The sequence below is a fragment of the Bacillus sp. AFS012607 genome, assembly GCF_002558005.1.
Classification (GTDB): Bacteria; Bacillota; Bacilli; order Bacillales; family Bacillaceae_G; genus Bacillus_A; species Bacillus_A thuringiensis_S.
Genome location: NZ_NTVM01000006.1, coordinates 310,815 through 323,606, shown reverse-complemented (window position 1 = coordinate 323,606; position 12,792 = coordinate 310,815). Strand labels below are relative to the sequence as shown.

The following is a 12,792-nucleotide window of genomic DNA, read 5'->3' as shown; positions in this document are numbered from 1 at the left end:
TTAAATACAGGGATCATCTTTTTATGCCGTCTAACTTTTTTTACATGTCCTTTGCTAGACTCACAATTTTTATATTTAAAGTGAATTATTTGCAATCACAATTATGTTTTTTAAAATCAATTACCATACGCCCTTGAATTCTACCTTGTTCCATTTCTTCGAATACATTTTGTACTTTATCTAGCGAACAAGTTTGAACAACCGGCACTACTTTTCCTTCTGCCCCAAACATAAACGCCTCTTCCAAATCTTTACGAGTACCAACTAGAGAACCAACTACTTCAATTCCATCCAGTACAAGTCGCGGGATGTTTAAGTCCATTGTTTCTACTGGTAGCCCTACTGCAACTACTTTACCGCAAGCACGTACTGCATCAACTGCTGAGTTAAAGGCTACTTTAGAGACTGCTGTTACTACCGCAGCATAAGCGCCACCAAGCTCCTCTTGAACAATTTTATCAGCAGGACCTTGAGAAATTGGATTGATAGTCATATCAGCACCAACTTCTTTCGCTAAGGCTAATTTGTCGTCATTAATGTCTACTGCGATTACCTTTGCACCAAATACATTTTTAGCATATTGGATAGCTAAGTTACCTAATCCACCGCAGCCATAGATTACAATAGGTTGACCAGGTTTAATATCTGATACTTTAATAGCTTTATATGTAGTTACACCAGCACATGTAATTGATGATGCTTGAGCAGGATCTAATCCTTCTGGTACTTTTACCGCATAATCAGCTGTAACGATACATTGTTCAGCCATACCACCATCTACTGAATAACCTGCGTTTTTAACTTCACGGCAAAATGTTTCTCTACCAGTTACGCAATATTCACAACGTCCACAAGATTGGAACATCCATGCAATACTTACACGGTCACCTATCTTTAGCGAATTAACATCATCAGCTATTTTCGTAACAATACCTACACCCTCATGACCAAGAATACGGCCATCAGTGTTACCAAAATCATGATTCGCAACGTGTAAATCAGTGTGGCAAACTCCACAATACTCTACATCTACTAACGCTTCACCTGAGCGTAACGGACGTAATTCTTTTTCAACCACTTCGATGTTTGCTTTGCTGTTTTTATTAACCACTACTGCTTTCATATGTGATCTCCCCTTTAGTGTTCTAGCGTTTTAATGAGTTTATCTCACAACTACTTTCCTCACTACTTTGGCTAGTTACCGTACCAAATTTAAGTATTCAATCATCATTACATGTTCATCATAACATGACACTTCATAAACAAATTGTGAAATTATGAACAATATTTGAATCATTACACAAATCGGTCTTTATTTTTAATTTTTAAAAATGAGAGTTTATCACTGACTATATGTAAGTCATACATTTCTAAAAGAAAATAAATTAACAAACTTCTCAACGATAAAAAAAAGCTCTTTACTCAATATTTTCTACATTTAAACACTTAGTTTCACAGTAATAGCCTTTACCGCCAACATAAACTTTTTCTATTTTATTTTTGCTATTGGTTGCTAATTTAACTAATATTTCGGAAGGCGAGTGTAAAGAATAACCTTGTTCAAATACATAGACTTCTTTTTGCAAATAGTGCTGTTCATAAAGGTAGCAAGCTAATGCACCGTTTGAAGTTCCAGTCGCTGCTTCTTCATTAATGTCGTATAGTGGAGCAAAATTTCTGCATATAATTCGATTGTCATTAAAAGTATATAGATGCATCCCAACAACATTATAATACTTGCTGATTTCTTTAATTTTTTCAAAATTAGGTTGCAGTGCATGTAATTGTGTTTCGCTTTTTATAGGAATTAAAATATCTTTTAAGCCCGTGAAGACAATTTGGATTGGGTATTTATTGTCTATATCTTTAATGTCAAAACAGTCGGTGAACTCATTTGGAGATACAACATCATAGAATATCGGTTTATTTTGTTCCATGAATATGATGTCATCTGTTATGGTAATAGTAAGAACACCGCTGTTCGTTTCAATCGTATAGCGATTCTTGAAAATTTTATTTAAATGCATCAGTATCGCGAAAGAGCCAATTGTGGCATGACCACATAAATCAACTTCTTCTTTTGGAGTAAAATACTCAAATTTATAATCAGCAATTTCAGATTCTGATATAAATGCGGTTTCCGCATAACCCAGTTGTTTCGCTATTGTCATTTTTTGAGTAGTGGTCAATGTATTTGTATTCTCAATAAATACCACTCCTGCTTTATTTCCGCCTTTATGATCCTTGCTAAATGCACTTGCAACATAAACGGATATTTTCATAAGACACCTTCCTCACTTATAGTAAATTATATATAGAAAGCACTACATATAAATATAATTGGATAAATTATCCATATAATACGAGACAAACTATTTTTAGCATTTGAACTCTCCAAAAATAGTTTGTCTACAGTCTGAAAGCTCTTCATTTGAAGAGCTTTTTTATATTCGCTTCATCGAAATCGTTTCACGTATACTTTGTAAATTTTTAAGCGTTTCCTCTTGTCGCTGCAACGACAACCCTACATACAAAGTATCTAATAAGCTTAACTGTGCTAATCGTGATGAACTTGCTTCTGTGCGGAACTCAGTCTCACGTGTTGATGTATATAACGTTATATCAGCAAGTTGACTTAATGCTGATTTCTTATAGCTCGTAATCGCAATAATTTTGGCCCCTCTTGCTTTCGCTACTTCTAATGCTTCAAGTAATCCTTTATTGCTACCAGAGTGAGAAATGCCAATAACAACTGAATTTTTCGAGAGTAAACCTGCTCCCATAATTTGAAAATGCGAATCAGTATGAGCGATACAAGAAATACCCGTTCTCATAAACTTATGATACGCATCCATCGCAATAATACCAGAGCCACCATTTCCATAAAACTCAATTCGACTTGCTTCTTGCAAGGCTCGTACAGCCTGCTCAAGTGCTGTTTCATTTAGCAAATGTAAAGTATCTTGCAGTCCTGTAATATGCGAATGAAAAACTTTTTTAGCAACAGTTACCATACTATCTTCTGCTGATACCTCTTCATGAATATTTTGCATTGGTGTATGTACAATTTCACGGGCTAATGTAATCTTTAAATCTTGAAAACCTTGCAAACCAAGGTGTTTACATAAGCGGAATATCGTAGCTTCGGAACTATTCGTAACTTCAGCTAATTCTGTAATAGATTTATGTACAACATCTTGTGGATGTTTCAAAATATGTTCGGCAATACTTCGCAATTTCGGTGATAAACCATTTAACGAAGCCTGAATCTTTCCAATCCCACTTCTTGTACCAGGCATAGCATATCTTCCCCTTCCATCGTAGCTTTATCCTGTAAAAATCGATTAGTTAAACTAATCATCAGTGGGGATGGTCCCCCCTGATTAGAGTTTCACTTTATTGTACCTAATTATTAAAAGAAGAAAAACCTATATTAGGGATTACTATAAATTTTAATTGCTCCTATGTATTCTGTCATACGATATAACAGAATTATTCATACTTATGAATAATTCTCCCCATGTTTCACTGCGTATAATGCGGCTTGCGTACGATCATCCACTTCCAATTTAGCTAAAACGTTTGAAACGTGTGTTTTCACAGTTTGTTCTGTAATATGAAGTTCTGCTGCAATCTCCTTGTTGCTTCTTCCTTTCGCAATTTCACGAAGTACCTCTTGCTCTCTTTTCGTTAACATTGAAAAAGGATTTTCTATTTCCTTCTTTACTGCGGAACGCCCCATTAATGCAGGTGTTACTTTCGGGTGAAAATTCGCATTTCCTTGATGTACTGCAATAATAGAAGCGACAAGTTGCTCAGGTTGTACTTCTTTTAATTGATAACCATCTGCTCCAGCTTCAAGTGCTGGTATAACATAATCTTGCTCTGAAAAACTACTTAATATAAGTACCTTTATCGTCTCATCGTATTGCTTTAGACGTTTTGTCGCCTCAATTCCATCCATTTTCGGCATTGATACATCCATTAGTACGACATCTGGTTTTTCTTTTTGCACGAAATGTAATGCCTCTTCGCCATTTTCCGCTTCCCCAATAATTTCAAATTCTCCTCTCGTTTTCAAAAAGAATACAAGTCCTCTTCGAACGATATGATGATCCTCAACTAATAGCAATTTAATCTTCAATCTTATTCTCCCCTTCAAATCGGCAATTGAATTTCTATTTTTGTACCCTTTCTCAGCTCTGTTATAATTTGAAACGATCCCTTCATTAATTGAATACGTTCCTTCATACTTTTCAGGCCAAGTGCTGACTCCCTTACTTGATCTTGTATAAATCCTATTCCATTATCTTCTATGTAAAAAAATAACTGGTTATTTTCTATTTTTAAAAGAACATGTACCTTTTCACACGAAGCATGCTTTTTACAATTATGTAGCGCCTCTTGGCTAATACGCCATAAAACTTCTTCTATTTCATCCCCAATTGAAACCATCCCATCAATTCGAACTTCCACTTGAACTCCTAACAACTTCCCGTAATTTTGAATTGCTTCTGCTAATCCTTTCTCTAATCCTTCAGGTCTTAATTGCCAAATTAATAACGTCATCTCTTGTAATGCTTCTTGTGATAATTCTCCAATATAACTTAACATCTCTTGCAATTCTCTATCTTGCGTCATATTCAAAGTACCTTTTGCTGTTAGCATAATAGAAAATAACAATTGTTTTACTGAATCATGTAAATCACGTGCAAGTCGATTTCTTTCCGCTACCACTACATATTTACGTTCTTTCTCAACTAATTGAATACGTTGTATTGTCGTTCCAATTTGAAATGCAATTGATTCTAATAACGCTAACTCTTCCTCAGAAAAATGTGTCTTATGAGGCGCGGCTACATTTAATAGGCCAAATTTCTCTGATCCAGACCTAAGCGGAATTGTCGCATGATGTGTAACATCTTCTGTCTCTCCCCAATTACATTCAATTGCATCTTCTATTCGCTTACATTCAATAATATTAGTCGCTTTTTCTAATCTCCCATTCACAAAACGTTCTACACACCAACAGTTTCCTTCACACATCGGCTTCTTCTCTTGCCACGTAAGAGCCTCTGGTAAATTTTCGTCTACAAGCATGCTATGCTTTCCACTTTCATCAATAAAGAATATCCACCCTGTTTGTAAATTCATTACTTGTAACAATGTATGCAACACTTTTTCTAACATATCCTGTAAGTTTGTTGCTTCATTTAATAATTCAGCAATTTCTTTTAATGCTTCTAAACGATGCATCTCTTTTTCTTCAAAGTTCATTCTCATCACCAACTACAATTATAACATTAAGAAATTTCTAAATTCTATAAATAAAAAAAGAACCGAATTCCTTCAGCCCTTTCTTTATATCAATCATTTTATTATTGTTATTCTATCCAATGTTGGAATCAGAATTTTTGTTAACAAGCGATTCTACTTTAGCTGTCCGATAAAGATTTTCCACCATGAATATGCTGTAAACTTTCAGTAGTAACAACCATATTCGCTGCCGGCATTTGCACTTGATTCTTATGGAATATAGACATTAATTCAAATCTTACTTGTCTAGAAGTTTCAAAATAATCTTCTGGCTTTATTAAACCTGTAATACAAAATTCATAGCCAACATATTTCAGGTTAGGATTTAAGTCTGTAACACCGACGTATTTAAATGGTTCAACAGCCTCATCCTCTACTCTATAAAGAGTTTGATCCAATTTTTCATTGCATATAACACATACTTCTTCTAACAATTCCTTCACTCTTGTTGGATCTTCCTGATAACTTACCGTGATACGTTCAATTACACGCATCCATCCTTTATTAAAATTTTGTATCGTTCTAATCTCTCCGTGTGGGATGGTAAGTAATTTTCCTGACCATTCACGTATTTGCATAAAACGAATACTAATCTCTTCAATAGTTCCTGAATTTGTTCCGTTAAAAGTTACAAAATCACCAACTCGAAACTCTTTGTCCGCTAATCTTGCAAAGCCTAATATAACATCTTTTAGCATCTGTTGTGCAGCAAAACCGATGACAACTCCAGCTATCCCTGCACCTGCAATAATACTTTTTATATCTACAAATTGGCTAATTAAATATATGATAAGACTGATGATAATGATATATCTAAAAATAGATCGAATTACACTTTGAATTGTCTGCTCTACCTCTTCATCAAAAAAGCTTGATTTCCTAAAAAACCAATCAATAATACGGTTTATTACAAACGAAATAATGATTAAAACTAAAGCAAATAGCAAAAATCTTAAAAGTAAAAACTCCCTTACATAATTAAAAAATTCTTCAGTATACGTTAATAAACTCATCCATCCACTTCCTTAACTAATAAAAATTCTATACAAAGCCGCTATATTTTTTAAATTCATTAGACATTCTTCTATAAATATACCCTTTTTCATAACCTAAAGGGAGCTGGCAATTGAAATTTTTTATGACTTTACTTTAAAACTACACTACTCATCTCAACAAAAGGAAAACATTTACATTATATCGAATAGTTCATTTGAAAATATTATTACTCACGGAGGTTACAACCAATGGGATATATTAAAGAACTAAGAGAAGTTGTTGGATCAAGGCCACTCAATTTAGCAGGCGTTGCGGTAGCTGTTTTCAATGAACAAGGACAAATATTACTACAACAAAGGCGAAATGGCATGTGGGGTGTCCCAGGAGGTTTTGTGGAACTTGGTGAATCTACAGAAGAAGCTGGAAGACGAGAAGTACTTGAAGAAACAGGAATTGAAATTGGTACACTTCAGCTGGTAAGTGTATTTTCAGGTAAAGAATTTTTTGTGAAATTACCGAACGGAGATGAATTTTACCCTATGACAATCGCTTACCTTTGCAAAGATATTACAGGTGGCTCGCTACAAGCTGATCGAGTCGAATCATTACATGTACAGTTTTTTAATTTAAATGAGCTACCACAAAATATTAGTCCATTCATAAAAAAATTAATTGAGCAAAATGTCGTCTCGGTTTAAACGCAAAAAAGAGACCTTTTTAAAGGCCTCTTTTTCATTTCACTTCTGCATGTAAACAAGATTTAAAATGTCCAAGTGCAAATTCATGCCCTTGCGCATTAAAAGATGCAACTGCCTTTTCATAAACAACAATTTTAAATCCTTTATTATACGCATCTACTGCTGTATGAAGAACGCAAATATCAGTACAAACACCTACAAGATGAACTTCTTCTATTCCTCTTTCTCTTAACTTCATCTCTAAATCTGTTCCAGCAAACGCACTGTATCGCGTTTTATCCATATAATATACATTCTCAGCATTTTTATATGTTTCGTATACTTCTTGTAACTCACCGAATAAGTCTCTACCATTTGTACCTGCTATATTATGAGGAGGGAATAATTTCGCTTCGGGATGATATTCATCATTTTCTTCATGTTTATCAATTGCAAACACTACGTAATCTCCATTTTCAATATATTGCTTCGTTATATGTACAATTTCCTGTTCGATTTCTTGACCTGGTTTTCCGCAAGTTAAAGCGCCTTTTTCCGCTACAAAATCATATGTATAATCAATATTAATAAGAGCTCGTTTCATAACTACTATCTCCCCTTCTCCTGTTTCACAGTAAACAATAGAAAATTTGTTATTACGACATCGTATGTACTATTCGACATTTCAAATGAAATACCTACATTTTTCTTGTAAAACTTATCTTAATCAAAGTTTATCATAAAACAGGCACACAATGACAAAACATATACTTCCCATTAACAAGTCATAAGTTTGATAATTAAACGTAAGTTGATTAACGTCTTGTATAGTAACCCAAATTACTGACATGATTATACTAATCAAGAAGATACGAACATATCGATTCATACCTTCAACCTTTTTCTCCATCATAGTAGTAACAAGTGATTCCTTACTGCTTAATCGTACTAGAAAACGAAATAAATTATTCCCTATTACACCATTCCATCCAAACAAAAAAGCACACTACTTTTTTGAGTAATGTACTTTTTATTCTGATTAAGACGCAGGCTTTGTCTCAAATGTTGCTTGATTAAAACTAATAACCTTTCCTTTCGGGTCATTGTTTTCATACTGAACTGCAGTAATTGTATGACTACCTGTTTCCAGCGTCTTTTCTTTTAATTGTACTGTTGTCTGTGTTGTACTAGTTACTTGATGTTTATCTGTATACATTTGATCTACAAATATGAATGTTTCTTTATCACTTTGAAAATTAGAAAGTTCTAATTCAACTTGCTGAATTAAAGTATCCTTTTTGATGAATACAGTCGGTATATTTCCATTTTCAGAAGTACCATCTGGAGTAATAACTTTTACTTTCCCTTCTCCAATTGACATTGCGCCTTCAGGAAATACAACCATATTCTCATCACTTGCGTTTACAACTTGTTCTTCCTGTTTTGATTGCGCGTCCTCTTTTTCCTGTGGAGCACCGCAACCTACTAATAACAATACAGACAATCCAGTGATTATGAATTTTTTCAAAATTCATCCCCCCTGTCATTTGATTATAATTTATTATACAAAAATAACTTTTAAAACTTTTATGAACATATAGAAGCTTGCTCACGATTAATGTATCATACTTTCCTTAATAGAACATTAATTTTTTTTATGAAATAAATAGTAATTCCTTCTTATTTATCATTTTAGCCCAACAAATCGATATAATACCCGCTCCAAAATAAAAAGACATTGATATGTCCAATGTCTTTTTATTTTGCACTTTAAAAAACAAATGTTGTGATTTCTTCTACTTCTTTTCTTGGAAGTTTTTTTGGCTTATCTTTCGGAAATCCGAGTGAAATAACCATATTTATTTGTTTTTCAGGCTCAATTTGTAAATATTGGCGCAGTTCATCTTGAGCTAGCAATACTGGCCCTGTCATTGGACAAGTACCAAGTCCCTTTGCATGTGCAGCTAACATTAAGTTTTGTGCCGCTAAACAGCTACTCTTAATCCCTTCTTCTTCCCAAACTGAATCTGGAACAAAAGCAATGGGATCAAATATCTTTTCACGAAACTTTGATTCATATGGTGTTGCCAAGCATACGATTAATACTGGTGCCTCAGAGAAAGCTGTCGCATATGGTCCGAAAGAACGCGTAAGTAATTTCCCTGCTTTCTCTTCTCCATTATCTGTTGCTTTTGCCGCAAGTTTATGTAAAGCATCCCATGTCATTTGTTCAATTTCTTTAATCTTCTCTCGGTTCATAATGACCAAGAATTCCCACGTTTGTGAGTTCGTATCGCTCGGTGCATAACGAGCACAATCAATTATTTCTTTTATATCATTAGTAGATACTTCTTGTTCTGTGAACTTTCTAACACTTCGTCTTCCGTGAATTACTTCTTTAAAACCTTCATAATTCATACATTAAATCCCCTTTTTACAGCGTTTTCAAATCTTTTCCTACGCTTGAATTATATCATGAAAAAAAGCTGAAGGAATATCAGCTTTTTTCTTCAATATTAGTTCATAACTTTAAACAATCTAATACTTTCTTCATATGCCACTTGGAGTTTCTTTGTAATTGGTCCTCTTTCGCCGTTTCCAAACTGTTCATCACCAATTTGAACGACTGGGAATATTTCAAGCGGCGTCGCTGTAAAGAAGCACTCATCAGCCTCATATACTTCTTGTAATGAAAACTCTCGTTCCTCTACTTCGATATGTAACTCTTTCGCTAATGTAATAACATAGTGCCGCGTAATGCCCTGTAGAATGAAATTGTCAGCCGGATGTGTAATCAATTTATTATTTTTCACCATAAAGAAATTCGAATGACACCCTTCAGTCACAATGCCATCTCGTACTAATATTGCTTCTTGATACCCTTGTTCATTTATTTTATTTTTAATCATGATATTTGGTAAAAGATTTAATGATTTTATATGGCAAAACTTCCACCTGATGTCCTCTTCTACCGTTACCTTAATCCCTGCCTTCATTGAAGCAACTGGTCTTGGGAACGAAACAAGATTTGCAAAATATGTCGGTTGTAAATCTGATTCATATACATGATTGCGTGGTTGTGCACCTCTTGATATTTGTAAATATACATTCCCATCTTCTTGAAATTGATTTTTTTCAATCATTTGATGTAACTCTTCCACTAATTCTTCCTTCGTAAATGGTGGAATTAGTTTTATTTCTGCCATAGAGTTAAAGAATCGTTCCAAATGTAAATCTAATAAATGAGGCTTGCCATCGTATAGTCTAAATACTTCATAAATACCATCACCAAATTGGAAGCCGCGCTCTTCTAATGCGACCATCGGCTGTTCTTCCTTCGTATTAATCATTCTCCCATTAAACAAGATCCACTCTTTATGAGTAGCTTTCATTCTTCCCCACTCCTTTATCACATGATTGATTTTATTGTACAACTTATGTCACCCTTAAAGAAGGAATTTTCTGTATTTTCACGAACAAAAAATACATCACTTCGTAAAAGTGATGTATTTTATCATTTATTTAAGGAAATATTTTTCAATATCATCTAACATAAGATTCGCAGCTTTAATACCGCCTGCTGTATTCCAGATTACTTCATCCACTTGGAATACTTTATTATTTTTAGAAGCCTGTAGTTGCTTAAAGAGTGGATCTTCTGTCCATTCCTTTGCTAACGAATTTCCTTCATTATTCTTATCTGCATCTTTATCAGACGTGAAATAAAATAAGTAGTCCCCGTCCATATTTGGAATTTGCTCTTTTGTAATTCCTTTTATCGCAAAATCATCTTTATCTTGTAATGGTGGTCGTTTAAATCCAATATCATTTAAAACAACTCCCGAGAATGAGTTTTTTTGATAAATACGAACATCACCTGGCACGAAACGAATAATAGAAACTTTAGAATTCAATTTATCGCCTAACTTCTCTTTCATTCCTTCAATACGTTTTTTATAATCATCAAGAGCTTTTTGCCCTTCTTTTTCTTTATTTACAGCTTTTGTATAAAGCGTAAAGTTTTCTTTCCAATCACCGCGTAATGTTTCTGCATAAACAGTTGGTGCGATTTCTTTTAGCTGATCATATATTTTTTCGTGACGCATTTTATTTCCGATAATTAAATCTGGCTTAAGCTTCATTACTGCTTCTAAATTAATATCACGTTCAGTTCCTACAACTTCCGTATTTTTTAATTCTTTCGCTACATGAGGGTACCATTCATCACCAGCACGTGGTTTCGTAGTCCCCACTGGCGTTGCGCCCACAGCTAGGAGAGCCTCTGCACCTTCATTTGTTAAAACAACAACTTTTTTAGGTGTACCATTTACTGTCGTTTCGCCCATTGCATGCTTGACCGTATATGAATCTTTTGCTTTAGCTGATATATCATTTTCTTTTTTCTCTTCTTTACTACATCCTGCAATTACAACCATGAGTATCATAATGCAGAACATAATTAGTTTTTTAGTATGTATCATATGTCCTCCCTAGATGAAATCGATTATCATTAACAATTAAAGATTAATGTATACTACATACATTGTCAATGTATATCAGAAAACTTTTTTAATATATACCATTTCGATTCTATTGGCTTTTCTAATGTTTCTTTTTAACATATAGTGTATAAGTATGAAAATTTATGTTGTTATTACAATGCGTATCTGAGTTATACATAACAAAGATACGCATCCATATTGCATTATCATTTTAATTCCTAATATTGAGTATACTTAATATACGATGGATCATTATATACCCACTGATTTCCACCAAGGTTTAACCAGCCATTTTCATTTATATATACTAAATAAGATTCTGGAGGATTTAATTGACGGATAACTGCAGATGTAGTTGATGGACCACTTCTTAAATTTACATTCATCCCTTGTATATATGCAACCCCAATCGGACTTCCATCACTATTGCTTGTCTTTACAAAATTAATGTAAGAAGGATCATTATACACCCATTGTCCATTCCCCAAATCTAACCATCCGTTACTTTCCTGATATACAACGTAAGATTCTGGAGAATTTAATTGACGAATAACTGAGGAAGAAGTTGATGGACCATTTCTTAAATTTACATTTTTCCCAAGGATATAAGCGATTCCCTTCGTTTGAGGTGTCGGTTGTGGGTTTGGAGGTTGTGGATTTGGAGCTACTCCAAAAATAGCCGCTATTCCATTTGCATACGCTTGACTTAGATCTTCAATAAATTGTGGATTTTTTAATAAATTTGCATCAAACGTTGTATCAATAAAGGCAGTCTCAGTTAAAATTGCATCCATTGCGGTTTCTCTTAATACCGCATAATTTTCTTTTTTTGCTCCTCGATCACGAAGACCGTATTTTGTTAATACAGGATTTACTGCTGTATGCATCTTTTGTTGCTTTGCATATGCAGTGCTGCTGTTGGATAACGCATTATAAATATAGCTTTCAAAACCTGTACCCCCGCCGCTATTAATATGAAATGAAATAAAATAATCCGCACCAAAAGCATTAGCAATATTAGCACGTTCCGATAAGGAAATAAACACGTCACTATCACGTGTCATTTTAATTGTAATTGGGTAATTTACCGTTAAAATATCTCGAACGCGTCTAGCAATTTGAAGCGTTAAGTTTTTTTCTACTAAGCCATTACCAACAGCACCAGAATCATATCCACCGTGCCCTGCGTCTATAACAAGTTTCATTTTACTACCCCGCCCCTTTCTTGTAATATGTTAGCATTGCTACTCGTCCTATTTTATGTGAAATGTACAAGTTCTGTTACAATCACAAATAAAAAA

13 protein-coding genes are annotated in these 12,792 nt (G+C 34.1%); 1 reads left to right on the top strand and 12 read right to left on the bottom strand.

Annotated features, from left to right (window positions below; translation table 11 throughout):
• Nucleotides 1-85: 85 nt before the first annotated feature.
• The 6 genes from adhP to CN409_RS06315 form a co-directional block, all read right to left on the bottom strand.
• Entirely contained in the window at nt 86-1,123 is a 1,038-nt protein-coding gene (gene adhP / locus CN409_RS06340; RefSeq protein WP_000649140.1) for an alcohol dehydrogenase AdhP, read from the bottom strand.
• A 295-nt stretch (nt 1,124-1,418) separates the two neighbouring features.
• Nucleotides 1,419-2,282: a PhzF family phenazine biosynthesis protein gene (locus CN409_RS06335; protein WP_086396556.1), complete on the bottom strand. Its 864-nt coding sequence runs from the start codon at nt 2,280-2,282 to the stop codon at nt 1,419-1,421.
• A gap of 162 nt (nt 2,283-2,444) precedes the next feature.
• Nucleotides 2,445-3,299 carry a MurR/RpiR family transcriptional regulator gene (locus CN409_RS06330; protein ID WP_001119645.1) on the bottom strand — a complete coding sequence of 285 codons (855 nt, stop codon included), beginning with the start codon at nt 3,297-3,299 and terminating at the stop codon, nt 2,445-2,447.
• 203 nt (nt 3,300-3,502) lie between these two features.
• Nucleotides 3,503-4,144, bottom strand: a complete 642-nt coding sequence (gene casR / locus CN409_RS06325; RefSeq protein ID WP_000694653.1) for a two-component system response regulator CasR — start codon at nt 4,142-4,144, stop codon at nt 3,503-3,505.
• Nucleotides 4,145-4,158: 14 nt separating this feature from the next.
• Nucleotides 4,159-5,277, bottom strand: a complete 1,119-nt coding sequence (casK, locus tag CN409_RS06320; protein WP_001008458.1) for a two-component system sensor histidine kinase CasK — start codon at nt 5,275-5,277, stop codon at nt 4,159-4,161.
• A gap of 158 nt (nt 5,278-5,435) precedes the next feature.
• The gene (locus CN409_RS06315) at nt 5,436-6,329 is read right to left on the bottom strand and encodes a mechanosensitive ion channel family protein (RefSeq protein ID WP_000055428.1); all 894 of its coding nucleotides are present in this window, start codon (nt 6,327-6,329) and stop codon (nt 5,436-5,438) included.
• Nucleotides 6,330-6,560: 231 nt separating this feature from the next.
• Between CN409_RS06315 and CN409_RS06310 the strand changes: the two genes are divergently transcribed.
• Nucleotides 6,561-7,010 carry an NUDIX hydrolase gene (locus tag CN409_RS06310; RefSeq protein WP_086391027.1) on the top strand — a complete coding sequence of 150 codons (450 nt, stop codon included), beginning with the start codon at nt 6,561-6,563 and terminating at the stop codon, nt 7,008-7,010.
• A gap of 34 nt (nt 7,011-7,044) precedes the next feature.
• On the opposite strand, the gene CN409_RS06305 is transcribed toward CN409_RS06310, so the two are convergent.
• The 6 genes from CN409_RS06305 to CN409_RS06275 all read right to left on the bottom strand — a co-directional run bounded on the left by CN409_RS06305 (nt 7,045) and on the right by CN409_RS06275 (nt 12,696).
• Nucleotides 7,045-7,593 (bottom strand): cysteine hydrolase family protein, encoded by a 549-nt coding sequence (locus CN409_RS06305; protein WP_000816791.1) that lies wholly within the window; start codon nt 7,591-7,593, stop codon nt 7,045-7,047.
• A gap of 435 nt (nt 7,594-8,028) precedes the next feature.
• Complete coding sequence (locus tag CN409_RS06295) at nt 8,029-8,517, bottom strand: putative periplasmic lipoprotein (protein WP_000713494.1); 489 nt, start codon at nt 8,515-8,517, stop codon at nt 8,029-8,031.
• Between the two features lie 242 nt (nt 8,518-8,759).
• Nucleotides 8,760-9,407 (bottom strand): nitroreductase family protein, encoded by a 648-nt coding sequence (locus tag CN409_RS06290; RefSeq protein ID WP_001105348.1) that lies wholly within the window; start codon nt 9,405-9,407, stop codon nt 8,760-8,762.
• 98 nt (nt 9,408-9,505) lie between these two features.
• Nucleotides 9,506-10,381 (bottom strand): D-amino-acid transaminase, encoded by an 876-nt coding sequence (gene dat, locus CN409_RS06285; RefSeq protein WP_000648395.1) that lies wholly within the window; start codon nt 10,379-10,381, stop codon nt 9,506-9,508.
• A gap of 126 nt (nt 10,382-10,507) precedes the next feature.
• Complete coding sequence (locus tag CN409_RS06280) at nt 10,508-11,470, bottom strand: ABC transporter substrate-binding protein (protein ID WP_086391029.1); 963 nt, start codon at nt 11,468-11,470, stop codon at nt 10,508-10,510.
• A gap of 239 nt (nt 11,471-11,709) precedes the next feature.
• The gene (locus CN409_RS06275; RefSeq protein WP_000779884.1) at nt 11,710-12,696 is read right to left on the bottom strand and encodes an N-acetylmuramoyl-L-alanine amidase; all 987 of its coding nucleotides are present in this window, start codon (nt 12,694-12,696) and stop codon (nt 11,710-11,712) included.
• Nucleotides 12,697-12,792: the final 96 nt, after the last annotated feature.

Excerpts from the sequence above, each read along its gene's own strand:
- adhP (WP_000649140.1), bottom strand. The coding sequence starts at position 1,123 with ATGAAAGCAGTAGTGGTTAATAAAAACAGCAAAGCAAACATCGAAGTG.
- CN409_RS06335 (WP_086396556.1), bottom strand. The coding sequence starts at position 2,282 with ATGAAAATATCCGTTTATGTTGCAAGTGCATTTAGCAAGGATCATAAA.
- CN409_RS06330 (WP_001119645.1), bottom strand. The coding sequence starts at position 3,299 with ATGCCTGGTACAAGAAGTGGGATTGGAAAGATTCAGGCTTCGTTAAAT.
- casK (WP_001008458.1), bottom strand. The coding sequence starts at position 5,277 with ATGAACTTTGAAGAAAAAGAGATGCATCGTTTAGAAGCATTAAAAGAA.
- CN409_RS06315 (WP_000055428.1), bottom strand. The coding sequence starts at position 6,329 with ATGAGTTTATTAACGTATACTGAAGAATTTTTTAATTATGTAAGGGAG.
- CN409_RS06310 (WP_086391027.1), top strand. The coding sequence starts at position 6,561 with ATGGGATATATTAAAGAACTAAGAGAAGTTGTTGGATCAAGGCCACTC.
- CN409_RS06305 (WP_000816791.1), bottom strand. The coding sequence starts at position 7,593 with ATGAAACGAGCTCTTATTAATATTGATTATACATATGATTTTGTAGCG.
- CN409_RS06290 (WP_001105348.1), bottom strand. The coding sequence starts at position 9,407 with ATGAATTATGAAGGTTTTAAAGAAGTAATTCACGGAAGACGAAGTGTT.
- dat (WP_000648395.1), bottom strand. The coding sequence starts at position 10,381 with ATGAAAGCTACTCATAAAGAGTGGATCTTGTTTAATGGGAGAATGATT.
- CN409_RS06280 (WP_086391029.1), bottom strand. The coding sequence starts at position 11,470 with ATGATACATACTAAAAAACTAATTATGTTCTGCATTATGATACTCATG.
- CN409_RS06275 (WP_000779884.1), bottom strand. The coding sequence starts at position 12,696 with ATGAAACTTGTTATAGACGCAGGGCACGGTGGATATGATTCTGGTGCT.